The organism is Streptomyces sp. NPDC026246 (genome assembly GCF_055567995.1).
On record NZ_JBVHPJ010000003.1, the window covers coordinates 413,585 to 437,812 of the forward strand.

Sequence of the window (24,228 nt, forward strand, 5' to 3'; positions counted from 1 at the left end):
GCACACATGAACGAAGCGGAGCGGATCGGACCCATGGGACGAGCGGAAGAGAGACGCGCCCGACAGCGCGGTGGGCGCCGGGCGGCGCCCCGGCGCCGCCGTTCGTCGGACGCGGCCGGCAAGAGCGGCATACGCAGGCTCTTCACCTGGCGGAAGATCCTCGGGACCTTCCTCGGCCTGTGCCTGCTCGGCATGGGGGCCTTCATCGTGCTGTACATGGTGATCGACATCCCCGAGGGGAACGCCGACGCCAAGCGCCAGAGCAACATCTACAAGTACAGCGACGGCACGATCATGGCCCGCGACGGCAAGGTCAACCGGGAGAACGTCGATCTGTCCCGGGTCCCCAAGGGCGTGCGGCAGACCTTCGTGGCGGCCGAGAACAAGACCTTCTACAAGGACGCCGGCGTCGACTTCCGGGGCACCGCCCGCGGCCTGGTCAACACGCTGGCCGGGCGGGGCGCGCAGGGCGGCTCGACGATCACCCAGCAGTACGTCAAGAACTACTACCTGACGCAGGACCAGACCGTCTCCCGCAAGCTCAAGGAGCTGGTCATCTCCCTGAAGCTGGACCGCGAGAAGTCCAAGGACTACATCCTCGCCGGGTACATCAACACCAGCTACTACGGCCGGGGCGCCTACGGCATCCAGGCCGCCGCCCAGGCCTACTACCGCACCGACGCCGAGAAGCTCTCCGTCGCGCAGGGCGCCTACCTCGCCGCGCTGCTGCAGGCCCCCAGCCAGTACGACTGGGCGGTCGCCTCCCCGGCCGGCCGGAAGCTGGTGAAGGCCCGCTGGAACTACGTTTTGGACAACATGGTCGAGGAGGGCTGGCTCGACCGCTCCGAGCGCGACGGCATGACCTTCCCCGTGCCGAAGGACCCCAGGCCCGCCCCGGGCATGGAGGGCCAGAAGGGCTACCTGGTCAACGCGGCCAACGCGGCTCTGGAGAAGCAGCTGGTCGCCGAAGGCGCCGCCGACAGCGCCAAGGAGGCCGAGGCGCTGGTCAACGCCGGCGGCTGGACCCTCACGCTGAACATCGACAAGAAGAAGCAGGCGGCCCTGGAGAAGTCCGTCCGGCAGCAGCTGAACAGCAAGCTCGACCCGGACGAGCGCAAGGTCGACGCGGACGTCCAGGCCGGTGCCGTGTCCGTCAACCCCAAGTCGGGCGCCGTGGTCGCGATGTACGGCGGCAAGGACTACTTCAAGCACTACGTGAACAACGCCACCCGCGCCGACTACCAGCCCGCCTCCACGTTCAAGCCGGTCATCCTGGCCGCGGCCCTGGAGAAGGGCGCGAAGACGCAGGACGGCAAGCCGATCACCGCGAACACCGTCTACGACGGCACGAGCAAGCGCCCGGTGGTCAGCGACGGCAGCAAGGTCGGCTTCGCGCCGGAGAACGAGGACGACGCGAACTACGGCCCGATCACCGTGCAGACGGCCATGAACAAGTCCGTCAACTCCGTCTTCGCGCAGATGGGCGTCGACGTCGGCATGCCCGAGGTGGTCGAGATCGCGGGCGAACTCGGCATGGAGACCGAGCACATGGAGCCCGTACCCGCCCAGACCCTGGGCAGCATGGGCGCCAGCCCCCTGCAGATGGCCGGGGTCTACGCGACCCTCGACAACCACGGCAGGAAGGTCACCCCGTCCGTGCTGAAGTCGGCCGAGCACCTGCGCCGGACGGTGAAGATGCCTGATCCCGTCGGTGAGCAGGTCATCAGCCGCGAGGCCGCCGACACCGTCACCTCCGTGCTCACCGGCGTCGTCGACGACGGCACCGCCCAGAAGTCCGTACGGGACAACCCGCAGCGCGACGGCCAGCAGGTCGCGGGCAAGACGGGCACCTCCGACAACAACAAGTCGGCCTGGTTCACCGGCTACACGCCCAACCTGGTCACGTCGGTGGGACTGTTCGGCGAGGACGACAAGCCCCCGTACAAGCAGGTCCCCATGTACAAGGCCGGCGGGCAGCCCCGCGTCAACGGCGGCGGCTTCCCGGCGCAGATCTGGGCCGCCTACACCTTCGGTGTGATGAGGCAGACGACCGCGTTCGAACTGGAGACGCTGCAGGGGGCGGCCGTGGAGCCGACGAGGACACCGTCGGCCACGCAGGAGCCCACGAAGGAGCCGACGCGGGAGCCGACGACCGAGGAGCCGTCGTCCTCCCCGCCGCCGACGAGCGAGAAGCCGAGCACCTCGCCGCCTGCGAGCCCGTCGACCAAGGCACCCACGACCACCCCGCCCCCGACCCCGTCGACGACACCGCCCGGCGACGACGGGGACCCGTTCGAGCCGCTCAGGCCGGACGACGACGAGTAGGACGGCGAAGGGCGCCCGGCACAGGCCGGGCGCCCTTCGGCGTGTGCGTACGGGCGGGTCCCGGGTCAGCCCCGGTTCAGCTCGAACCAGACCACCTTGCCGGTGCTCAGCCGGGTCGCGCCCCAGCGCCGGGCCAGCCGGTTGACCAGGTACAGGCCGCGGCCGCCCTCGTCCGTCGCGCGGGCCTGACGCAACCGCGGCAACTGCGGGACGTCGTCACCCACTTCGCAGCGCAGCACGTCCGTACGCAGCAGCCGCAGGGTCACCGGCCGGGACGCGTACCGCACGGCGTTCGTCACGACCTCGCTGACCAGCAACTCCACCGAGTCGCTCAGCTCCTCCAGACCCCAGCGCTGCAACGCCCGGCGGGCCAGGCGGCGGGCCCGGCCGGGGGCGGCGTCCTCCGGCTCCAGGAACCAGTAGGCCACGTCACTGGGCGCGATCCCGTCGAAGCGGGCGGCGAGCAGCGCGATGTCGTCGTCCCGGTCGCCCGGACCGAGCATGTCGAGCACCTCGTCGCACAGCGCCTCCAGGGGCGGCGGGTGGTCCGGCCCCGTGAGCTGCGCGACCGCGGCGAGCTTCTCGCGCAGTTGCTCGATGCCGGTCCACACGTCACGCAGCCGGGACTCCACCAGGCCGTCGGTGTAGAGCAGCAGGGTCGCGCCGGCGGGCGCGTCCAGCTCCACGGCCTCGAAGTCGACACCGCCGACACCGATCGGGGCTCCGGCGGGCACGCGCAGCACCTCCGCCCGGCCGCCCAGGTGGAGCAGGACGGGCGGCGGATGACCGGCGTTGGCGATGGTGATGCGGTGCGCGACCGGGTCGTAGACGGCGTACAGGCAGGTCGCCATGCGGTCCACGCCCAGGCGCTGGGCCTGCTCGTCGAGGTGGTGCAGGACCTCCTGCGGCGGCAGGTCCAGCCCGGCGAGGGTCTGGGCCGTCGTGCGCAGCTGGCCCATGATCGCCGCCGACGTCATGGAGTGGCCCATCACGTCACCGACGACCAGCGCGACACGGCTGCCCGGCAGCGGGATCGCGTCGTACCAGTCGCCGCCGACCCGGGCCGTCTCCGCGGCCGGCAGGTAGCGGGAGGCCAGCCGCACACCCGTCGGGCGGGGCAGCGTCTCGGGCAGCATGGTGCGCTGCAACTCGTCCGCGATGTACGCCTCGCGTCCGTACAGCACCGCCTTGTCGATGCCGAGGGCGCTGTGCGTGGCGAGCTGGGCGGCCACCAGCAGGTCGTCCGGCTCGAAGGGGATGCGCTCGGGGCGGCGCAGGAACAGGGCCGCGCCGATCACCCGCCGCCGTCCGCGCAGCGGGGCCAGGATCGCGCGCTGCCCGTCGGGCAGGGCGAACTCGCCGCCCTCGCCGAGCAGTTCCGGCAGGGCCGCGCGGGCGGCGGGGGCCTCGGTGAACACCGGGCGCACCCCGCGCAGCACCTCGGCGAGCGCGCTGCCGGGCCGTACCTCGCACAGCTCGGCGCCGACCGAGTCCAGCTCGCTCGGCTCGGGCTGCGCGGCCGGCAGGAAGCCGTTCTCGGTGTCGCGCTCCGCCGGTATCCGGTCGGTGCGGCGCAGCCGCAGCACCAGCGGACCGGTGGGCCGCTCGTCGCCGACGGGCAGCGGGTCGCGCAGATAGACCAGGATCGCGTCGGAGAAGGTGGGCACGGTGGCCCGGCACAGCCCCATCACGATCTCGTCGAGGTCGATGCCGCGGGCGATCCGCCGGGTGGCGGCGCCGACGAACCGCAGCCGGTCGCCGTCCCGCCGCATCGGCGTGGGGCGGCCGGGCGGCAGGGTCTGGCCGCTGCGGCGCTCCTGCGAGCCGGCATCGGGAAGCGGCCGGTCCTGCTCGTCCGCCGGCTGGAGCGGAATGCCCTCGGGGGCGGGCCGCGGCCGGGGGGTGTCGCGCTCGGCGGTCTGCTCGGCACCCGGCTGGGAGTGCTCTGAGGCGGGGTCGCTCACGGTGTCCTTGCCCTTGCCGAACGGCGTGGAGGTGCCCGGGTCCGACGTGCCCGGCGTCAGGTGCGCCGTCGTGACCGGAACGGTGACGTCGCCGCCGGGGCGGCCCTGTACCGGTAACGTGCCCGCGCCGGGCGCGCGCGCCGGTGCCGGGGTGTGCACGAGCGCCCCGCGGGGGTCCGCGGGGTCGACGCCCGGCTGGGGGCGTTCGAAGGAGGTCGGCTGCTCCGTCACGCGTGTCGAATCCGTCCGTCCGGGGCTGCACGCCACAGGTGCAGGTGGTCCCGCCGAAACTCCGATACCCGGAATAGGTGCTCCAGGAACGGAATTCCCGCGCGGTCAGAGGTGGTTCCTGTGCCGGCGGCGAGCCGCCCGCGGCTCGCGGGGCCCGCGGCCCAGGTACCGCCGGTGTTGCCCTCGTACCCCTCGCTCACGTCCTGCCGCCCCTCGGTGACGATCGGTCAAGCTCAGCGCGTATTCCGGTAGTTGTCACCCGCGCCCTTGCGGAGGACGATCCTACGTTTCCCGCCCGGGGGCGCATCAAGGGTCTCATGAGGACACGTGCGCGGGCGTACGATCCCAGTCGTCCGGCAGGGACGGTACCGGCCAGGACGGGTCCGGGCGCCAGTGCTGCCAGCCTTCCGAGAACGGCGGCCCCCACGCGCGGATCAGGTCCACCGCGGCCTGCCCCGCCGTCCGCACCCGCTCGGCCTGCCGGTCGTCCATCAGCCCGTCCCGCCGGGCCTGCGCGAACTCGTCCTCGTCGCGCCAGTGCCAACTGCGATCCGGGTGCACGGAGATGTCCAGAAAATGGTCCTCCGAGTCCACGCCGCCCGCCCAACGGGTCAGCGGTTCCTCCAGGTTCACGTACCAGTTCTTGAACGTCCAGCCCGGCTCCCAGAACAGCCACACCGACCAGGGCTCACCGGGGCGGGCCAGCTTCAGCACACCCGTGCCGAACCAGCGGTCGCGCAGCACGGTGCGGGGCTTGGTGTAGCGCGTGCGCAGGGGCTCCAGGTGGACGGGCGTGCCGTCGGCGAGCACGGGCTTGACGCACTCGGTGCCGGGCGCCAGCCACACGGCGAGCAGCTCGGCGTCGTCACGCACCACCGTGACGGGGCGGGCGATGTGGACGTGCGGGCCCGCGTTCTCCCGGTACCGCCACAGGATCCGGTCCCCCGGCGCCCAGAAGCCCGCCGCACCACCCGATTCCACGCGTCTCATCGCATCACCGTCCGCCATGCACAGATATTAGGTGCCGTAGGCATACGACGCTGCGGCGCGTGTCACGGTTCACGCGCCGGGCGTACATCCGCCGCACGGGTCACGGCCGCGTCATCCGCAGCACGTCCAGTGCCTCGTCGAGCTGCTCCGCGGTCAGGTCGCCGCGCTCCACATAACCCCCGTCGAGCACGACCTGACGGATGGTCTTCCGTTCGGCCAGGGCCTTCTTGGCGACCTTCGCGGCCTCCTCGTACCCGATGTACTTGTTGAGCGGGGTGACGACGGAGGGGGAGGACTCGGCGTACTCGCGGGCCCGTTCGCGGTTGGCGGTGATGCCGTCCACGGTGCGGTCGGCCAGCAGCCGCGAGACGTTGGCGAGCAGCCGGACGGACTCCAGCACGTTCTTCGCGATGACCGGCAGCATCACGTTGAGCTCGAAGTTGCCCGCGGCGCCCGCGGTGGCGACGGTGGCGTCGTTCCCGATCACCTGGGCGCACACCATCAGCACGGCCTCGGGGATGACCGGGTTCACCTTCCCCGGCATGATCGAGGAGCCGGGCTGGAGGTCCGGCAGGGCGATCTCGGCGAGGCCGGTGCGCGGCCCGGAGGACATCCAGCGCAGATCGTTGGCGATCTTGGTGAGGCCGACCGCGATGGTGCGCAGCTGGCCGCTGGTCTCGACGATGCCGTCCCGGGCGCCCTGCGCCTCGAAGTGGTCGCGGGCCTCGGTCAGCGGCAGCCCGGTGGTGCGGGCGACCTCCTCGATGACGGCGGCGGAGAAGCCGGGCGGGGTGTTGATGCCCGTGCCCACCGCCGTACCGCCCAGGGGCAGTTCGGCGAGCCGGGGCAGGGAGGCGCGCAGCCGCTCGACCCCGTAGCGCACCTGGGCCGCGTACCCGCCGAACTCCTGGCCGAGCGTCACGGGCGTGGCGTCCATCAGGTGCGTCCGGCCCGACTTCACGACATCGGCGAACTCCTCCGCCTTGCGCTCCAGGGCGGCGGCGAGGTGCTCCAGCGCCGGGATCAGATCGCGCGTCACGGCCGCCGTGGCCGCGATGTGGATCGAGGAGGGGAAGACGTCGTTGGACGACTGGGAGGCGTTCACGTGGTCGTTCGGGTGCACGCCGCGGCCCAGCCGCTCGCTCGCCAGCGTGGCGATGACCTCATTGGTGTTCATGTTCGACGAGGTCCCCGACCCGGTCTGGAACACGTCGACCGGGAAGTGCTCGTCCCACCGGCCTTCGGCGACCTCCCCGGCCGCCTCCCGGATCGCCTGCGCGACGTCCTCGTCCAGGACCCCCAGCGCGGCGTTGACCTTGGCCGCCGCTCCCTTGATCCGGGCCAGCGCCTCGATGTGCGCGCGCTCGATGCGCTGCCCGGAGACGGGGAAGTTCTCCACGGCCCGCTGGGTCTGGGCCCGCCACTTGGCGTGCGCGGGCACCCGCACCTCGCCCATGGAGTCGTGCTCGGTGCGGTACTCGGTCCTGTCCTGCTCGCCGGTCATCGACGATCACCTCCACGTGTCACAGCGTCAGCGCCGCGACCACTGTTCCCCGTGGAGGCGAATCGTCACCGCCCTCGTCAGGCGAGTCCGGGACCGCGTACCGGAATGGAGGTGAAGGTCGGCGCGGGCGCCGGGTCCTGGAAGAAGTCGTTGCCCTTGTCGTCGACGACGATGAACGCCGGGAAGTCCTCGACCTCGATCTTCCAGACCGCCTCCATGCCGAGCTCCTCGTACTCGACGACCTCGACCTTCTTGATGCAGTCCTGGGCCAGGCGCGCGGCCGGGCCGCCGATGGAGCCGAGGTAGAAGCCGCCGTGCGCGTGGCACGCGTCGGTGACCTGCTTGCTGCGGTTGCCCTTGGCGAGCATCACCTTGGAACCGCCGGCCGCCTGGAACTGCTCCACGTAGGAGTCCATCCGGCCGGCCGTCGTCGGGCCGAAGGAGCCGGACGCGTACCCCTCGGGCGTCTTGGCCGGACCGGCGTAGTACACCGGGTGGTCCTTCAGGTACTGCGGCATCTCCTCGCCCGCGTCCAGCCGCTCCTTGATCTTGGCGTGTGCGATGTCGCGCGCCACGACCAGCGGGCCGGTCAGGGACAGGCGGGTCTTCACCGGGTACCGGGTGAGCTCCCGGAGGATCGTCTCCATCGGCTGGTTGAGGTCGATCTTGACGACGTCGCCGCTCTCGTCGAGCTGCTCGTCCGTCGTCTCCGGCAGGAACCGCGCCGGGTCCGTCTCCAGCTGCTCCAGGAAGACGCCCTCGGCGGTGATCTTGGCGACGGCCTGGCGGTCGGCGGAGCAGGAGACCGCGATGGCCACCGGGCAGGACGCGCCGTGGCGGGGCAGGCGCACCACGCGCACGTCGTGGCAGAAGTACTTGCCGCCGAACTGCGCGCCGATGCCGATCTTCTGCGTCAGCTCGAAGACCTTCTCCTCCAGGTCCTTGTCCCGGAAGCCGTGCCCGAGCTCGCTGCCCTCGGCGGGGATCTCGTCCAGGTAGTGCGCGGAGGCGTACTTGGCCGTCTTCAGCGCGTACTCGGCGGACGTGCCGCCGACGACGATCGCCAGGTGGTACGGCGGGCAGGCGGCCGTACCGAGCGAGCGGATCTTCTCCTCCAGGAACTTCATCATGGAGGACTCGTTCAGGACGGCCTTCGTCTCCTGGTAGAGGAACGACTTGTTGGCCGAGCCGCCGCCCTTGGCCATGAACAGGAACTTGTAGGCGCCGCCGTCGGTCGCGTACAGCTCGATCTGCGCGGGGAGGTTGGAGCCGGTGTTCTTCTCCTCCCACATGGTGAGCGGAGCCATCTGCGAGTAGCGCAGGTTCAGGTTCTGGTAGGCGTCGTAGATGCCGCGGCTCAGGGCTTCCTCGTCCCGGCCCCGGGTGAGCACGTTCTGTCCGCGCTTGCCCATGACGATCGCGGTGCCGGTGTCCTGGCACATGGGCAGTACGCCCGCCGCCGCGATGTTGGCGTTCTTCAGCAGGTCCAGCGCCACGAACTTGTCGTTGGCCGAGGCCTCGGGGTCGTCGATGATGCGGCGCAGCTGTGCGAGGTGGGCCGGGCGCAGGTAGTGCTGGATGTCGTGGATCGCCTCTTCGGCGAGCTTGCGCAGCGCCTCCGGCTCCACCTGGAGGAAGGTCCGCCCGTCCGGTCCCTCGACCGTGGAGACGCCCTCGGAGGTCACCAGCCGGTAGGGGGTGGTGTCCTCTCCCTGGGGGAGCAGATCGGTGTACGCGAACTCAGGCATCTCAGCCCATTCCTCACTCTACGGACGGCGGCCCGCCTCCGTTGGCGAGCGCCAACCAGCGTAGAACCTGCCACCGACGGCGAGCTTGTGAGGTAAGGCTCAGTTCGTCACACCGGGCCGCGCTCCGGGGGGTGTCGCGATCTATCGTGTTTCGGTACGCTGCTGCCGTGGACCTTCAGAAGCAGGACCTACAGAAGCCGGACACCCGGCAGCAGGCCGCGCCCGCCGCCTCCGAGCTGCGCGCCTCCGACGCCGAGCGCGACCGCATCGCCGACCTCCTGCACGACGCCCTGGCCGAGGGCCGCCTCACGGCGGACGAGCACGCCGAGCGCGTCGAGGGGGTGCTGCGCGCCAAGACGGTGGGCGAGCTGGAGGTCTTCGTCCGGGACCTGCCCGCGGCCCACGGCCGGGGTCCCGGGGCGGCCCACGCGGCGGCTCCCCACCGGCCGACGGCCGGCGCCATCCCGATCGAGCCGGACGACAACGTGGTCGCGGTCTTCAGCAGCGCGGTCCGCAAGGGCCGCTGGCGCGCGGGCCGCCGGATCCACGCGTACGCGATCTTCGGCAGTGTCGAGATCGACCTCAGCGAGGCGCTCTACGACCACCAGCAGGTCGTCATCAAGTCGTGGGCGGTCTTCGGCAGCGTCGACATCCGCGTCCCGGAGAACGTGTCGCTGCGCGGCATGGGCGGCGGCGTCCTCGGCAGCTTCGAGGTGGCCACCCTCGACTCGGGCGACCCGGAGGCCCCCATCGTCTACGTCGACGGGTGGGCCGTGCTGGGCAGCGTCGAGGCCCGGCCCCGCCGCGGCAAGCTCGTCGCGGACATCCTGGACCGGGTGCAGCGCAAGGTCGACAGGAGTGTGCGCAGGCACCTGGGTCACTGACGATCGCGCGCCGGCGCGGTGTGCGAGTCCGGCCGGCCCGGGCCGGCCGTGCGTCCGCGACCCGGCCGGGCGGGGCGGTTGCAGCCCATGGGAACTCAGTGCATAGGCGCGCGTACAGCGGGTAGGCCTTGCTGCATCGTCTCTCGCTCGCGAAGCCGTCGTCAGGAGTAGACCGTGCTGCAACCGCCGCATTCGTCCCTGCAGGTAGCTGCCGTTCCGGCCCCGCGGGTGCCAGCGCGAGACAGGGACCAGGACGCCCCGTGGCACACCGAGGCGGTGTGCCGGCGGGACGAGGCCGGCCTGTTCTTCGCCCCCTCCAAGGAGCCCACCGCCGCCCGGCTGTCCCGGGAGGAGGCGGCCAAGCGGGTCTGCGCCCGCTGTCCGGTCATGGTCGAATGCCGCGAGCACGCCCTGCTCCAGCCCGAGCCCTACGGCGTCTGGGGCGGCCTGACCGCCGCCGAGCGCCGCGTGGTCCTGGCCCGGCGCCGCCGCCGCGACATGGAGCTGAAGAAGACGGCCCGCGCGGCGAACCAGATAGCCGCCGCGGGCTGACCGCACACCCACGGAGAAGGGCGTCCCCACCGCACCGGGGACGCCCTTTCCCTTGTTCGCCCGTCCGACCGGGAGGCGCTACTTGCCCTTGTCGAAGTCGATCGCGCTGTACGCGCGCAGCTTGGACAGCCGGTGCTCGGAATCGATCCTGCGGACCGTGCCCGAGCGCGACCGCATCACGATGGAGTCGGTCGTCGCGGTCTCGGCCCGGTAGCGCACCCCGCGCAGCAGCTCGCCGTCCGTGATGCCGGTCGCCACGAAGAACACGTTCTCGCCGGTGACGAGGTCCTCGGTCGTCAGCACCCGGTCGAGGTCGTGCCCGGCGTCGAGCGCCCGCTGCCGCTCCTCGTCGTCCTTGGGCCACAGCTTGCCCTGGATGGTGCCGCCGAGGCACTTCACGGCGCACGCCGAGATGATGCCCTCGGGGGTGCCGCCGATGCCGAGCAGCAGATCGACCCCGGTGCCCTCCCGCAGCGCCAGGATCGAGCCGGCCACGTCACCGTCGGAGATCAGCCTGATGCGCGCCCCGGTGTCCCGGATCTCCTTGATGATGCCCTCGTGCCGCGGCCGGTCCAGGATGACGACGGTCACGTCCTCGGGCGTGGAGCGCTTGGCCTTGGCGACCCGGCGGATGTTCACCGACACCGGGGCGTCGATGTCGACGAAGTCGGCGGCCTCCGGTCCGGTGACGAGCTTGTCCATGTAGAAGACGGCCGACGGGTCGAACATCGACCCGCGCTCGGCGGCGGCCAGCACCGCGATCGCGTTCGTCATGCCCTTGGCGGTCAGCGTCGTGCCGTCGATCGGGTCGACGGCGATGTCGCACTCGGGGCCGGTGCCGTCGCCGACGCGCTCGCCGTTGAACAGCATGGGGGCCTCGTCCTTCTCGCCCTCACCGATGACGACGACGCCGTTCATCGAGACGGTGGAGACGAGTGTCCGCATGGCACGCACGGCGGCACCGTCGGCGCCGTTCTTGTCACCGCGTCCCACCCAGCGGCCCGCGGCCATCGCCGCCGCCTCGGTCACCCGGACCAGCTCCAGGGCGAGGTTGCGGTCGGGGGCCTCGGAGGGCACATCGAGTTCGGACGGCAAGTGATGATGCTCGGTCATCGGAGCGCACCTTTCTGTACGACGACGGCCGGATGAGGGTGTTGTTCGCCCGACTCTATATCCGGGCGCGCAGAATGAGCAGGGGCCCCCACGGATGAGCGCGACGGACACCTGCGACGATAGGGGGCGTGGCAGGTACGAACGGCAAGCAGAAGACGGCGCGGGACATGATCCTCTCCCTCGGGGTCATCATCCTCGTGGCGGGCTTCATCTACCTCTTCATCCCGCACGACGAGAGCGCCCCCGACGTCAAGCGCGTCGACTACCGGGTCGAACTGCTCACGGCACGCCGCGCCGCCTCCTACCCCGTCGCCGCGCCCGAGGGCCTGTCCGACGCGTGGAAGGCCACCTCCGTCCGCTTCCGGGGCGACGACTTCGACGCCTGGCACCTGGGGTTCCACGACCCCGACGGGGAGTACGTGGCGGTCGAGCAGTCCACTCAGCGCCGGCCCGTCTTCCTGGACGAGGCGACGCAGGGGGCGCGGGAGACCGGCAGGACCCAGACGATCGACGGCAGGACGTGGACCCGCTACGAGGGCGGCCGGTACGACGCGCTGGTGCTGGAGGGCACCAAGGGCTCGACGACGGTCGTCACCGGAACCGCGGGGTTCGGGCAGCTGACGCGCATGGCGCAGGCGCTGGAGACGGAGTAGCCGCGCACGGACACGTGAAAGGCCCCCGGTGCGTACCGGGGGCCTTCGTCGTGGGCGGTCGGATCGCTCAGACCGTGGTGACGACCTGCTCGTACTCCAGGCGCGGGGAGCGCGGGTACCAGGCGTCCGGGCCCGGGTGACCGATGTTGACGATCATCAGCGGGGTGTGGTCGTCGTCCAGGAACTCCTTGCGCACGCCCTCGAAGTCGAAGCCGGTCATCGGGCCGGCGGCGAGGCCGGCGGCGCGGACGCCGACGATGAAGTACGCGGCCTGGAGGGCGGCGTTCATCGCGGCGGAGCCCTCGCGGACGGGGCGCTCGGCGAAGAAGACGTCCTTGGCCTGGGGGAAGGCCGGGAACAGCTGGGGGAGCTCCTCGTGGAACTCGTTGTCCGCGGCGAGGACGGCGACCAGCGGGGCGGCGGCGGTCTTGGCGCGGTTGCCCTCGGCCATGTGCGCGACCAGGCGCTCACGGGCCTCGGGGGAGCGGACCAGCGTGATGCGCAGCGGGGTCTGGTTGAAGGCGGTCGGGCCGTACTTGACCAGCTCGTAGATCGCCTTCACCTGCTCGTCGGTCACCGGCTCGTCGGTGAACGCGTTGGCGGTGCGGGCCTCGCGGAACAGGAGGTCCTGGGCGGCGGGGTCAAGGACGAGAGACATGGAGAACCTTCTCGGGACGTACGTCGGGTCCGGCGGGAGCCGGACCGGCTGACGTCTGCGACCGTACGCCAATGAAGTTCAACATTCAACTAAATGGAGGGTGTCATACGTCACCGTCCGGAAAACCGGGGATCCCGCTACTCGCCGTCCTCGTCGGCCGCGGCCTCGTCCGCCAGCGCCGCGTCCAGCCGTGCCCGCGCGCCCTCCAGCCAGCGTCGGCACACCCTGGCCAGCTCCTCGCCGCGCTCCCACAGCGCCAGGGACTCCTCCAGTGTCGTACCGCCCGCCTCCAGACGGCGGACGACCTCGATCAGCTCGTCCCGCGCCTGCTCGTAGCCGAGCGCCTCACTCACGCCCGGCGCCTGTTCCACCTCGCTGGTCATCCACCCACCCTATGTGTCCACTCGTACGGAGAACTCACCCTCGGAGACCCGGGCGCGCAGGGTCTGGCCGGGCTCCACCTCGCCGGGGTCGCGCACCGCGTGCCCGTCCTCCCGCTGCAGCACGGCGTAGCCGCGCTTGAGGGTCGCGGCGGGGGAGAGGGCCACCACGCGTGCGTGCGTGTGCGTCAGCTCCGACTCGGCCCGGTCGAGCTGGTGACGCAGGCAGCGCCGGGCGCGGTCGAGCAGGTCCTCGACCTGGTCCGCACGCTCGTCGATCATGCGGTGCGGGTCCTGGATCGAGGGGCGGGCCAGCGCGTGCGCCAGGCCGCGCTCCTCCCGGTCGAGCAGCGCGTGCACGCACCGCCGGGCCCGGTCCCGCAACTGCCGCACCCGCTCGAACTCCTCGCCCACGTCCGGCACGACCTTCTTGGCGGCGTCGGTCGGCGTCGAGGCACGCAGGTCGGCGACGTGGTCCAGCAGCGGATTGTCCGGCTCGTGCCCGATGGCCGACACCACGGGCGTACGGCACTGGGCGACCGTGCGGACCAGCTGCTCGTCGGAGAACGGCAACAGGTCCTCGACGCTGCCGCCGCCCCGGGCGACGATGATCACGTCCACGTCGTCGAGCGCGTCCAGCTCCTTCACGGCCTGCACGACCTGCGGCACGGCGTGCACGCCCTGCACGGCCACGTTGCGCACCTCGAAGCGCACGGCGGGCCAGCGGTGCCGGGCGTTCTCCAGTACGTCCCGCTCGGCGGCCGAGGCCCGGCCGCAGACCAGCCCGATCAGCTGCGGCAGGAACGGCAGCGGCTTCTTGCGCTCCGGCGCGAACAGGCCCTCCCGCGCGAGGGACTTCTTCAGCTGCTCCAGCCGCGCCAGCAGCTCACCGACGCCTACGGGCCGTATCTCGGTGGCCCGCAGCGACAGCTGCCCGCGCGGCGCGTACCACTCCGGCTTGGCCAGGACGACGACCCGGGCGCCCTCGCTCACGACGTCCGCGACCTGGTCGAACACCTGCCGGTAGCAGGTCACGCCGACCGAGATGTCGTGCGAGGGGTCGCGCAGGGTCAGGAACACCACACCGGCACCCGGCCGCCGCGACAACTGCGTGATCTGCCCCTCGACCCACACCGCGCCGAGCCGGTCGATCCACCCCCCGATGAGGCGCGACACCTCGCCGACGGGCAGCGGGGACTCCGGAGTCGTGTTCACTGCCATGCCGCGAGCGTAGTGGCCCCCACCGACAACCCACCGCAGCCACCCTGCCCGGCCCTGCCCGGCAGCCACCGCGGCCCCGGCGGCCACCGTCCGGCGTTCGTACCCTGTCGGGAACCGACCGCGGGGTGCCGGCGCCTAGGACCTGCTCCCCGCCGCCGGGGCCCCACCGCCTGGTCTCGGCGGCCCGGTCCCCGCCGCGCTGCCCCGGCCGTCCCGCCCTGCTGCCCATCCTGCCGAGCCGCGGCCTGCTCCCCGGCACCCTGCCTCGACGGTCCTCTCCCCGCCGCCCGCTGCGGCCCGGATTCCGCCCCTGCCACCGTCGTCCCCGCCGTCGGTTCCGGTCGTCACGCCCTGCTGCCTATCCTGCGGAGCCGCGGCCTGCTCCCCCCGGCACCGTGCCTCGATGGTCCTCTCCCCGCCGCCCGCTGCGGCCCGGTTTCCGCCCCTGCCACCGTCGTCCCCGCCGTCGGCTCCGGTCGTCCCGCCCTGCTGCCCGTCCGTACGGCGCCACCGCGGTTCCCGACGCCCCGCCTGGGCGGCCCGGTCCCCGTGGCCCGGCCCCGGCCGTCCCGCCTCGGCCGCCGGCGCCCGTGGCCCGGCCCCCTCCGCCCTGCCTGGGCGGCCCGGTCCCTGCCCCTGCCCCGCCCCGGCCGCCGGTTCTCCGCTCCCGCCTTTCCGCCCCTGCCGCCGGGTCCCGGCCGTCCCGACTCGCGGGCGCGGTCGCGTCCGGCTGTCCCGACGCGCAGTCGCGGTCGCGTCCGGCCGCCCCGGCCCGCGGGCGCGGGCGCGTCAGGCTGCAGCGTCACCGCCTCGGCGTCGGCCCTGTTGCACCGCGAGCACCGCCAGGCCGATCGCCAGCCACGCCGCGCCCACCGCCTGGGCGGTGCCCGACGCCTCCACGATGACCGCGATCGTGATGGCCGCGCCCGCCACCGGGACCAGCACATGGCGCCACCAGCTCACCGGGCCGCCCCGGCGCCGCACCGCGAACCAGCCCACCACGCTCGCGTGCAGCAGCGTGAACGCCGTCAGGGCGCCCACGTCGACGACCGACACCAGCTGGTCCATACCGTCGTCGCGACGGGCCGCCCACACCGCCGCCACCAGTGTGATCACCGCCGCGCACAGCAGCGCCACCCGCGGCACCCCGGCGTCGGTCCGCGACAGCACGCGCGGCAGCCGCCCGTCACGTCCCATCGCGAACAGCAGCCGGCCCGCGGCGGCCTGCCCGGCCAGCGCGGCGAACGCGGCACCGATGGCCTTGCTCACCGCCACCAGGTCGTGCAGCCAGGTGCCCACCGCGGCGTCCAGCGTGTCGTAGAACGCCGACCCCTGCCGGCCCGGTTCCGCCGCCAGCCGCGCCGACGACACCGGCTCCAGCAGCGCCACCAGGTACGTCTGCGCGAGGAACAGCACACCCGCCAGCGTCAGGCAGAACAGCAGCGCCCGCGCGACCTTCGCCGAACCGCCCGTGACCTCCTCCGCGAAGGAGGCGATCGCGTCGAACCCCAGATACGACAGCACCGCCACCGACACCGCCCCCAGCACCGCCGACAGCGCGAACGCGCCCTGCGAGCCGTCCCCCGTCACCGGCGACAGCCAGTCCCGCTGTGCCCCGTCCCGCGCCAGCACCACGATCGCCGTCACGACGAACACGGCCAGGACCACGACCTCCATCGCCAGCACCAGGAAGCCCACCCGGGCGGCCGCCCGTACGCCCCACAGGTTGAGCAGAGTCGTCACCAGGACCGCGAGCGCCGACCACACCCACCGCGACACCTCCGGGACCAGCGCGTTCATCGCCACGCCCGAGAACAGGTACGCCACCGCCGGGATCAAGACGTAGTCCAGCATCGCCATCCAGCCCGCCACGAACCCGGCCCCGTTGCCGAGCGCCACGCGCGCGTAGGCGAACACCGACCCCGCCTGCGGGACCACGCGGACCATCTGGGCGTAGCTGAACGCGGTGAACGCCATCGCGACCGTGGCGACGACGTACACCAGCGCCACCGCGCCGTGCGACTTGGCGTCCAGCGTGCCGAACACGCCCACGGGGGCCATCGGCGCGATGAACAGCAGCCCGTAGACGACCAGGTCGCGAAAGCCGAGGCTGCGCCGCAGCGCGTGCTCCCCGCCCGGGGAAGGCGCCTGGGTGCCCGTCTCCGTCATCGTGGCCCGCCCTCCGCCGCGCGTCACCGCCGTCGCCGTTCGTTCAGTCTTCCCGGGGACCGCGGAGGGCCGCGATCTTTGACCCGCCGAACGCGGCCTTACGATGGGACGCATGTCTGCTTCGCCTGGCCGCCGTGTCCTGCTCGCCGCCCCCCGTGGCTACTGCGCGGGTGTGGACCGCGCCGTGATCGCCGTCGAGAAAGCGCTGGAGCAGTACGGCGCTCCGGTCTACGTCCGGCACGAGATCGTCCACAACAAGTACGTCGTGCAGACCCTGGAGAAGAAGGGCGCGATCTTCGTCGAGCAGACGGAGGAAGTGCCCCCGGGGAACATCGTCATGTTCTCCGCGCACGGTGTGGCCCCCGTCGTCCACGAGGAGGCCGAGCGCGGCAAGCTCGCCACCATCGACGCCACCTGCCCGCTGGTCACCAAGGTCCACAAGGAAGCCGTCCGCTTCGCCGACGACGACTACGACATCCTGCTGATCGGCCACGAGGGCCACGAGGAGGTCATCGGCACCTCCGGCGAGGCCCCCGACCACATCCAGCTCGTCGACGGCCCCGGTGACGTCGCCAAGGTCGAGGTCCGCGACCCCTCCAAGGTCGTCTGGCTCTCCCAGACGACGCTGTCCGTCGACGAGACCATGGAGACCGTCGACGCGCTGAAGGAGAAGTTCCCGCAGCTCGTCTCCCCGCCCAGCGACGACATCTGCTACGCCACGCAGAACCGCCAGCTGGCCGTGAAGCAGATGGGCGCCGAGTCCGACCTGGTCATCGTGGTCGGCTCGCGCAACTCCTCCAACTCCAAGCGGCTCGTCGAGGTCGCGAAGATCGCCGGTGCCCGCGAGGCCTACCTCGTGGACTTCGCCGACGAGATCGACGAGGCCTGGCTGGAGGGCGTGACCACGGTCGGCGTCACCTCCGGCGCCTCCGTCCCGGAGATCCTGGTCGAGCAGGTCCTGGAGTACCTCTCCCAGCGCGGCTTCGAGGACGTCGAGATCGTCAAGGCGGCCGAGGAGTCCATCACCTTCTCCCTGCCCAAGGAGCTGCGCCGCGATCTGCGCGAGGAGGCGGCCGCGCTGGTCGCCGGGCGGGGCGGCGCCGGGACCGGTGAACGTTCCGCGCAGTGATCGTGTCGAGGGCCGGACGGTGATCCCCGTCCGGCCCGTGACCGTCAGTCGTACGTCGTAACGTGGGTGTCATGCAGATCTTCGGTGTGGACATCGGCGGTTCCGGGATCAAGGGCGCCCCGGTGGATCTCGACAAGGGCGACCTGGCGCAGGAGCGCCACAAGGTCCTCACCCCTCACCCGGCGACCCCGGACGCGGTGGCCGACGGCGTCAAGCAGGTCGTCGACCACTTCGGCTGGTCGGGGCCGGTCGGCGTCACGTTCCCGGGCGTGGTCACCGACGGGGCCACCATCCGCACGGCGGCGAACGTCGACGACGGCTGGATCGACACCGACGCCCGCGCGCTGCTCGGCGAGCGGCTGGGCGGGCTGCCGGTGACGGTGCTGAACGACGCCGACGCGGCGGGCGTCGCCGAGATGCACTTCGGCGCGGGCCGCGGCCGGACGGGCACGGTCGTCCTGCTCACGTTCGGCACGGGCATCGGCAGCGCGCTCTTCATCGACGGCGCCCTCGTGCCCAACACCGAGCTGGGCCATCTGGAGCTGGACGGGCACGACGCGGAGAAGCGGGCCTCCAGCAAGGTGCGCGAGGACCACGACATGACGTGGGAGCACTGGGCGACGCACCGGGTGAGCAAGTACCTCGCGCACGTGGAGATGCTTTTCTCGCCCGAGCTGTTCATCATCGGCGGCGGCGTCAGCCGCAAGGCCCACAAGTTCCTGCCCCACATCGAGGGCGTCAGGGCGGAGATCGTCCCCGCGCAGCTGCAGAACAACGCGGGGATCGTCGGCGCGGCGATGCGCGTGGCGGAGCTCTAGGCGGCCGGCTGGCGCGCTGCCGCCGTGCGGCGCCGGTGCACCAGCCGGATCCGGCGGGCGATCACGAGGACCCCGGCCACGAGCGTCCCGCCGTACAGCCAGCCGGCCTGCGTGGCGAGCGCCGTCACCAGGCCCATCAGCCTGCCGCCCGTCCCGCTGTCGCCGTCGGCCAGCGGCAGCAGTCCCACGGCGAACGCGATCGGCACCACGATGGGCGCGGTCATCAGGTCCCCGGGCCGCACCCACAGCGCGGTCAGCACGCACACCGGCAGGAACAGCACCCCGTACGCCGTGAGCGACGCCCCGAACAGGGCCGAGCAGAGGGCGCCCAGCAGGAACATCACGGCCGCGCAGAACAGCCCGCTGCCGAGCCCGGTCAGCCGCGGGTTCGGCAGGCCCCGGGCGGCCGGAGCGGGGGCGGGGGCGGGCCGTCGCACCGGAGCCGGGCGCCGTTGCTGGCCCGGGGGCCGGGGCGGGCGCGCGGGACGGCCGTCCGCACCGCGCTTCACCTGCGGCGGCAGGGGCGGCCGCGGCCGGTCGCGTCGCGTTCCGTACTGGGCAGGTCGCGTCCTGTATCGCTCCACCGCACCAACTTAGGTCGTTCTATATGCCGAATAGGCTGTCTGACACGCCGTGGACCCCGGCCTGGGCAAGCGTTCGATACGTCGCCGGGGCCGTGGCGGGCAGGCCGTAGACTGGTGGATCGGCCGCTCCTCAGGCCCCCCGCCCCCTCCACTCACGGGAAGTCGCAACGTGTCGCTCACGATCGGAATCGTCGGTCTGCCGAATGTTGGCAAGTCGACCCTGTTCAACGCCCTGACCAAGAACGACGTGCTGGCGGCCAACTACCCGTTCGCCACGATCGAGCCCAACGTCGGCGTGGTCGGCGTGCCCGACCCCCGCCTGACGAAGCTGGCGGAGATCTTCAGCTCGCAGCGGGTGCTCCCGGCGACGGTCGACTTCGTCGACATCGCGGGCATCGTGCGCGGCGCGAGCGAGGGCGAGGGCCTGGGCAACAAGTTCCTCGCGAACATCCGCGAGTCCGACGCGATCTGCCAGGTCATCCGGGCCTTCAGGGACGAGAACGTCGTGCACGTGGACGGCAAGGTCTCGCCCAAGGACGACATCGAGACGATCAACACCGAGCTGATCCTCGCGGACCTGCAGACCATCGAGAAGGTCCTGCCCCGGCTCCAGAAGGAGTCGCGGATCAAGAAGGACATCGCGCCGAAGGTGAAGGCCGTCGAGGAGGCCAAGGAGATCCTGGAGAAGGGCGACACGCTCTTCGCGCACGGCGTCGTCCAGGGCAGCGAGCGCGCCGAGCTCCTGCACGACCTGCACCTGCTCACGACCAAGCCGTTCCTCTACGTCTTCAACGTCGATGAGGACGAGCTGACCGACGAGGACTTCAAGAACGAGCAGCGGGCCCTGGTCGCCCCCGCCGAGGCGATCTTCCTCAACGCCAAGCTGGAGGCGGACCTCGCCGAGCTCGACGAGGACGAGGCGCTGGAGCTGCTCCAGTCCGTCGGCCAGGAGGAGCCGGGCCTCGCGACCCTGGCGCACGTCGGCTTCCGCACGCTCGGCCTGCAGACCTACCTCACGGCCGGTCCCAAGGAGTCCCGCGCCTGGACCATCAAGAAGGGCGCCACGGCCCCCGAGGCGGCCGGCGTCATCCACACGGACTTCCAGAAGGGCTTCATCAAGGCGGAGGTCATCTCCTTCGACGACCTGGTGGAGGTCGGCTCGGTCGCGGAGGCCCGCGCCAAGGGCAAGGCCCGCATGGAGGGCAAGGACTACGTCATGCAGGACGGCGACGTGGTGGAGTTCCGCTTCAACGTGTGAGCGGATGAAGTGACACCACGTCGTTGACGAGGCACATATTGCGGTCTCAGCCGGCCCCGGCGCGCAGGCGGTGGGCGGCCGTGACGGCGGCGGCCAGGAGCGTGACGGCCAGGGCCGCGGCGAGGAGTCTGTTCCTCTTCGTGCGGTCGCCGGGGGCCGGGGGCCGGGGCGAGAGGTCCTGGGTGATGCGCTGCCAGACGCGCTCCGGGGGCGCGGCCGGGAGGTCGACCAGCTGGGCCGTGCGGGCGGCGGTCACCACGCGGGTCATCGTCCGCAGCTCGTCCCGGCAGCGCGGGCACTGGCCGATGTGCCGCAGCGCCCCGGCGTCCTCCTCACTCGCCGTGGCATGCCCCAGGGCGAGTTCCACCAGGTGAGCGGGCTCTACGTGGGCCACTACGCCCTCCCGGGCTCGACGGGCTCCGCCGTGACGACGAGGTTGGACAGGTAGCCGCCCCGCTCGGGGACGAACGGCGGCGCGCAGGTGATGAGCGTGAGCACGGGAGCGCCGGAACGGCGGAACACCGAGGCGGGCAGCTCGCCCTTCGGCACGGTCCGGCGCGCGACGACGCGGTAGCGCACCGGCCCTGCCTCCGCCCGGCGCACCTCCACCCCGTCCCCGGGGCGCACGTCGAGGAGCGCGGCGAACTCGCCGATCTCCCCGGTGTCGTCGTCGACGTGCCCGACGAGCACGGACGAGCCCCGGTCGCCGCCCGGCGCGGGGCCGTAGCGGTACCAGCCCGCCTCGGAGGGGTCCTCGGGGACGGCCATGTCGCCCTTGCCCGTCACACCCACCGGGCGGACCCGGGCGTCGAGGCCGACGCCGGGGACGAGAACCCGTTCGGGAGGGGGTGCCGGTACCGCGGCGGGCCGGCGGTGTGCGCTCGCCGGGTCGGTGCCCCGCGACGGAGGAGCCGTCGTGGACGCGGCGTCCGGACGGGCCGTCCCGAAGTCCGCTCCCACCGGAGCGTCCCCCGGGGCCGGCGGAGAACCGAGGACGGCTGCCAGAGCGGCAGCCGCCACGATCGGTCCCGTCAGCCGACGCGCGCGGTCAGCCACGCCGGCCGGCGATCCGGCGGACCACCAGCGCGCCCGCCAGCACGGCCGCCCCGCCCGCTACGGCCCAGCCGGCCGACAGGTCGGAGGAGTTCGGGGTCATCGCGGCCCCGCTGCCACCGGCGGGAACACCGCGCGGGGCGGACTCCATGCCGCTGAACGTCTGCGTCGCCAGGGCCAGGTTCTTGTCCTGCGCGCTGCCCCAGGCGTAGACGACGTTGCTCGTGCCTTCCGCGAGCTTCAGGTCGGCCGGGCCGATGGCCACCGTGTCCGTGCCGGCGAGCACCACGTCCGCGTTGATCGTGCCCGCGTCGACGACGGCGGTGTCCTCCTTCGGGTTGGTCAGGTTGCTGAAGACCGTCTGCCCGCCGGCCCGGACGTCGACGGCGGGCGCCGCGGCGACATGGCGGACCGTCAGGCGGGACTTGCCCGCCTCGACCTGCGAGACGTCGTTGGTGAAGGCCGTCAGCTCGGGCTTGCCGTCGGCGGAGAGGTGGGCGGCGACCGTGGCGTTGCCGCCCTCGGGAACCTCCACCTTCTTCTCCAGGGCCGGGGTGCCGTCCGGCCCCTGGCCCGCTTCGAAGATCTTGATGTCGTAGGTGCCGGCGTCGAGGGACTGCGGGTCCGTCACGGTGCCGGGCTTGAAGTCGCCGATCAGTTCGTCGCCGTTGGCGTACACGTCCACAGTCATACCGGGGATGCCGTGGAAGACGGACACCATGGCCTTGCCGGAGTCGTCGGCGGCCAGGGCGGGCGCGGTCACGCCGAGCGCCAGGGCGCAGGCACCGGTCGAGGCGGCGAGGGCGAGGCGGAGGGGGGAGGTCATCGGAATCATCCCTTCAGCAGGTCTCCGTACGGTGCGGAGTCTTGGTCCTGTTTCGGGTGCCGGGGCCGCCTCGGATGCGTGTGCGGCCGGCCGGCCGAAGTCGCGTCACACGCCGGTGGCGTGAACGGGGGGCTGCTCGACCGCCTGGCGCAGCCGGTGCAGGCCGCGGCGGGCGTGGCTCTTGACCGTGCCCAGGGGCATGCCGGTGCGTTCCGCGATCTGCGTCTGGGTCAGGTCCTCGTAGAAGGCCATGCACAGCACCTCCCGCTGGTGGTGCGGCAACCGGGCCAGGGCGTCGATGAGCAGGACGCGGTCCAGTACGCGGTCCGGTGCCGACTCGCCGTGACCGGCCGGGGCGTCCGCGTCCCGGGCGGCGGAGTCGGCGAGTGTCAGTCGCCTCGTCCTGGCCGCCAGCGCGTCCACGATCTTGCGGCGGGTGATACCGACCAGCCAGGCGCCCAGGGGGCCCCGCTCCGGGCGGAATCCCGCGCGGCCGTGCCAGGCGCCGAGGAAGACCTGCTGGGTGACGTCCTCCGCCTCGTAGGTGTCGCCGAGCACCCGGGTGGCCATGGTGTGGACGAGGGAGCCCCAGCGCCGGTATATCGCGGCGAACGCCTCCTCGTCGGCGGCCAGCAGGCCACGGGCCAGTTCCTCCTCGTCACGCGTCTCCTCCACGGGCGGGGCTGGGGCGGCGACTCGTGTGTTCGTGATCATGGCCGGGTTCCTCCTGCCGGGCTCCGTACGGGGACGGAAGACCGTTGTCGGACCGCATCGGCTGTGGCGGGGAAGGCGCCGGCCGTGCGTTCCCCGCCAGTGTTCGGTGCACAAACGACGCAGCTCAACATGCGTCGTTTGTGCGTCGTACGATCGGTGCATGGGTGCACAGGAACAGAACCGCGACGACCGCACGACGGCCCGGCAGCCGCGCGCCGAGCTGCCCGGGGACGCGGGACTGACCACCGGTGAGGTGGCGCGGCGGCTGGGTGTGGCCCCCACGACGGTCCGCACCTGGGACCGGCGCTACGGCCTCGGGCCCGACGCGCACACGGGGGGCCGGCACCGCAGGTGGACCGCCATGGACATGGCCCGGCTGGAGCGCATGTGCGCGCTGACGGCGACGGGTGTGGCGCCCGCTGAGGCGGCCCGGACGGTCCTGAGCGAGACGCCGCCGGCAGCGGGCGGGCCCTTCGGGGACGGGGACCCGGCGGGGGCGTCGACCCCCGGCTCCGCTCCCGACCATGTCGACGCGACGGACGCGACGGGCGCGGCCGGGATCGACGCGGCAGGGGTTTTCGGTCGGGGCCGGGCGGCAATCGACGCAACTTCCGGCGACGGCCCGGACGCCGGGTCGTCCACCGCCGCCGTCGACCGCGCGCCGGGCCGCCGCTCCGCCCGGGGCGGCGGGACGGTCCGGGGAGGCAGCCGGGCCGGGAGCGGGATGCGTCTGGGCGACGTGCGGCAGGAGTGCAAGGGCATCGCCCGGGCCGCCCTGCGTCTGGACGCCGCCGCGCTGGACGACCTGCTCGGCTCGGCGATCGACGAGCACGGGCTCATCACCGCGTGGACCGAGGTGATCATGCCGACGCTCCAGGCGGTCGGCCGCAAGTGGGAGAGCTCGGGCGAGAAGTACGTCGAGGTGGAGCACTTCCTGTCCTGGCACGTCTCCGGCGCGCTGCGGCGCTGCACCCCGCCCTCCGCCGCCGACCGCCCCGGGGCCACCACGGTCCTCGCGTGCGTGCCGGGGGAGAGCCACACCCTGCCGCTGGAGGTCCTGGCCGCCGCGCTGGCCGAACGCGGCCTGCCCGTGCGGATGTTCGGCGGCGCGCTGCCCGTGGAGTCCCTCGTCACCGCCGTCCGCAGGACCGGCCCGGCGGCGGTGGCGTTGTGGGCCCAGTCCCGCACCACCGCGAGCCGTCCACTGGCCGCGCACGTTGCCGCGATGGAATGGGGGGTACGCGGTGCCCGGCGCAAACCGGTCGTCCTGACCATCGGGCCGGGTTGGGCGGGCCGGGCGGTGACCGGGCTGCCGCGGCCGGCCGGACTGGCGGAGGCCGTGGCGCTCCTGGACTCGGTCGTGTCGCGTTAGCCGGGCCCGGCCGCATCCGGGAGCGGCTCGAGCATCCGGGAGCGGCCCGGGCGCATCCGGGAGCGGCCCGGGCGGGGAAGTG

Annotated in this window: 22 protein-coding genes; 8 read left to right on the top strand and 14 right to left on the bottom strand. The window is 72.5% G+C overall.

The features are described 5' to 3' along the window. Positions 1–33 precede the first annotated feature (33 nt). Complete coding sequence (locus ACZ4M5_RS10080) at positions 34–2,325, top strand: transglycosylase domain-containing protein (RefSeq protein WP_467734919.1); 2,292 nt, start codon at positions 34–36, stop codon at positions 2,323–2,325. A 65-nt stretch (positions 2,326–2,390) separates the two neighbouring features. Here ACZ4M5_RS10080 and ACZ4M5_RS10085 read toward each other — a convergent pair whose 3' ends face one another. The 4 genes from ACZ4M5_RS10085 to ACZ4M5_RS10100 all read right to left on the bottom strand — a co-directional run bounded on the left by ACZ4M5_RS10085 (position 2,391) and on the right by ACZ4M5_RS10100 (position 8,762). After that, positions 2,391–4,520 (bottom strand): SpoIIE family protein phosphatase, encoded by a 2,130-nt coding sequence (locus tag ACZ4M5_RS10085; RefSeq protein WP_467734921.1) that lies wholly within the window; start codon positions 4,518–4,520, stop codon positions 2,391–2,393. Positions 4,521–4,835: 315 nt separating this feature from the next. After that, complete coding sequence (gene fomD / locus ACZ4M5_RS10090) at positions 4,836–5,528, bottom strand: cytidylyl-2-hydroxypropylphosphonate hydrolase (RefSeq protein WP_467734923.1); 693 nt, start codon at positions 5,526–5,528, stop codon at positions 4,836–4,838. An 82-nt stretch (positions 5,529–5,610) separates the two neighbouring features. Further along, a complete protein-coding gene (locus tag ACZ4M5_RS10095) occupies positions 5,611–7,014 on the bottom strand; it encodes a class II fumarate hydratase (protein WP_467734925.1) in 1,404 nt (467 codons plus the stop codon). A gap of 77 nt (positions 7,015–7,091) precedes the next feature. After that, positions 7,092–8,762 (bottom strand): fumarate hydratase, encoded by a 1,671-nt coding sequence (locus ACZ4M5_RS10100; RefSeq protein ID WP_467734927.1) that lies wholly within the window; start codon positions 8,760–8,762, stop codon positions 7,092–7,094. Positions 8,763–8,929: 167 nt separating this feature from the next. Here ACZ4M5_RS10100 and ACZ4M5_RS10105 point away from each other — a divergent pair, with 167 nt between their 5' ends. Continuing rightward, positions 8,930–9,646 carry a DUF1707 SHOCT-like domain-containing protein gene (locus tag ACZ4M5_RS10105; RefSeq protein ID WP_467734929.1) on the top strand — a complete coding sequence of 239 codons (717 nt, stop codon included), beginning with the start codon at positions 8,930–8,932 and terminating at the stop codon, positions 9,644–9,646. A 174-nt stretch (positions 9,647–9,820) separates the two neighbouring features. Further along, positions 9,821–10,198, top strand: coding sequence for a WhiB family transcriptional regulator (locus tag ACZ4M5_RS10110; protein WP_369197122.1), 378 nt, complete (start codon positions 9,821–9,823; stop codon positions 10,196–10,198). 78 nt (positions 10,199–10,276) lie between these two features. On the opposite strand, the gene glpX is transcribed toward ACZ4M5_RS10110, so the two are convergent. Next, on the bottom strand, positions 10,277–11,311 hold the full coding sequence (gene glpX, locus ACZ4M5_RS10115) for a class II fructose-bisphosphatase (protein WP_467734932.1): 1,035 nt from the start codon (positions 11,309–11,311) through the stop codon (positions 10,277–10,279). A 128-nt stretch (positions 11,312–11,439) separates the two neighbouring features. Between glpX and ACZ4M5_RS10120 the strand changes: the two genes are divergently transcribed. Continuing rightward, a complete protein-coding gene (locus ACZ4M5_RS10120) occupies positions 11,440–11,964 on the top strand; it encodes a DUF4245 domain-containing protein (RefSeq protein WP_467734934.1) in 525 nt (174 codons plus the stop codon). A gap of 67 nt (positions 11,965–12,031) precedes the next feature. Here the strand turns inward: ACZ4M5_RS10120 and ACZ4M5_RS10125 are convergent, their stop codons facing one another. The 4 genes from ACZ4M5_RS10125 to ACZ4M5_RS10140 form a co-directional block, all read right to left on the bottom strand. Further along, positions 12,032–12,622, bottom strand: a complete 591-nt coding sequence (locus tag ACZ4M5_RS10125) for a malonic semialdehyde reductase (RefSeq protein ID WP_467734936.1) — start codon at positions 12,620–12,622, stop codon at positions 12,032–12,034. A gap of 137 nt (positions 12,623–12,759) precedes the next feature. Next, entirely contained in the window at positions 12,760–13,005 is a 246-nt protein-coding gene (locus tag ACZ4M5_RS10130; protein ID WP_369197126.1) for an exodeoxyribonuclease VII small subunit, read from the bottom strand. Positions 13,006–13,014: 9 nt separating this feature from the next. Continuing rightward, on the bottom strand, positions 13,015–14,223 hold the full coding sequence (xseA, locus tag ACZ4M5_RS10135) for an exodeoxyribonuclease VII large subunit (RefSeq protein WP_467734938.1): 1,209 nt from the start codon (positions 14,221–14,223) through the stop codon (positions 13,015–13,017). A gap of 789 nt (positions 14,224–15,012) precedes the next feature. Beyond that, positions 15,013–16,392: an APC family permease gene (locus ACZ4M5_RS10140; protein ID WP_467734941.1), complete on the bottom strand. Its 1,380-nt coding sequence runs from the start codon at positions 16,390–16,392 to the stop codon at positions 15,013–15,015. 103 nt (positions 16,393–16,495) lie between these two features. Between ACZ4M5_RS10140 and ACZ4M5_RS10145 the strand changes: the two genes are divergently transcribed. Both ACZ4M5_RS10145 and ppgK read left to right on the top strand, forming a co-directional pair. Beyond that, a complete protein-coding gene (locus tag ACZ4M5_RS10145) occupies positions 16,496–17,521 on the top strand; it encodes a 4-hydroxy-3-methylbut-2-enyl diphosphate reductase (RefSeq protein ID WP_467734943.1) in 1,026 nt (341 codons plus the stop codon). A 71-nt stretch (positions 17,522–17,592) separates the two neighbouring features. After that, positions 17,593–18,339, top strand: coding sequence for a polyphosphate--glucose phosphotransferase (gene ppgK / locus ACZ4M5_RS10150; RefSeq protein WP_467734945.1), 747 nt, complete (start codon positions 17,593–17,595; stop codon positions 18,337–18,339). On the opposite strand, the gene ACZ4M5_RS10155 is transcribed toward ppgK, so the two are convergent. Then, complete coding sequence (locus tag ACZ4M5_RS10155; protein ID WP_467734947.1) at positions 18,336–18,923, bottom strand: DUF6542 domain-containing protein; 588 nt, start codon at positions 18,921–18,923, stop codon at positions 18,336–18,338. The genes ppgK and ACZ4M5_RS10155 overlap by 4 nt on opposite strands. A gap of 169 nt (positions 18,924–19,092) precedes the next feature. Between ACZ4M5_RS10155 and ychF the strand changes: the two genes are divergently transcribed. Continuing rightward, on the top strand, positions 19,093–20,181 hold the full coding sequence (gene ychF / locus ACZ4M5_RS10160) for a redox-regulated ATPase YchF (protein ID WP_467734949.1): 1,089 nt from the start codon (positions 19,093–19,095) through the stop codon (positions 20,179–20,181). Positions 20,182–20,227: 46 nt separating this feature from the next. Here the strand turns inward: ychF and ACZ4M5_RS10165 are convergent, their stop codons facing one another. The 4 genes from ACZ4M5_RS10165 to ACZ4M5_RS10180 form a co-directional block, all read right to left on the bottom strand. Further along, positions 20,228–20,575: a hypothetical protein gene (locus ACZ4M5_RS10165; protein WP_467734951.1), complete on the bottom strand. Its 348-nt coding sequence runs from the start codon at positions 20,573–20,575 to the stop codon at positions 20,228–20,230. Further along, positions 20,575–21,141 (bottom strand): class F sortase, encoded by a 567-nt coding sequence (locus ACZ4M5_RS10170; RefSeq protein ID WP_467734953.1) that lies wholly within the window; start codon positions 21,139–21,141, stop codon positions 20,575–20,577. Before ACZ4M5_RS10170 ends, ACZ4M5_RS10165 begins: the two co-directional genes overlap by 1 nt. An 88-nt stretch (positions 21,142–21,229) precedes the next feature. Further along, positions 21,230–22,060, bottom strand: a complete 831-nt coding sequence (locus ACZ4M5_RS10175) for a DUF4397 domain-containing protein (protein ID WP_467734955.1) — start codon at positions 22,058–22,060, stop codon at positions 21,230–21,232. 105 nt (positions 22,061–22,165) lie between these two features. After that, positions 22,166–22,774, bottom strand: a complete 609-nt coding sequence (locus ACZ4M5_RS10180; protein WP_467734957.1) for a sigma-70 family RNA polymerase sigma factor — start codon at positions 22,772–22,774, stop codon at positions 22,166–22,168. A gap of 160 nt (positions 22,775–22,934) precedes the next feature. Here ACZ4M5_RS10180 and ACZ4M5_RS10185 point away from each other — a divergent pair, with 160 nt between their 5' ends. Beyond that, complete coding sequence (locus ACZ4M5_RS10185) at positions 22,935–24,146, top strand: MerR family transcriptional regulator (RefSeq protein WP_467734959.1); 1,212 nt, start codon at positions 22,935–22,937, stop codon at positions 24,144–24,146. The last annotated feature ends 82 nt before the right edge of the window (positions 24,147–24,228 follow it).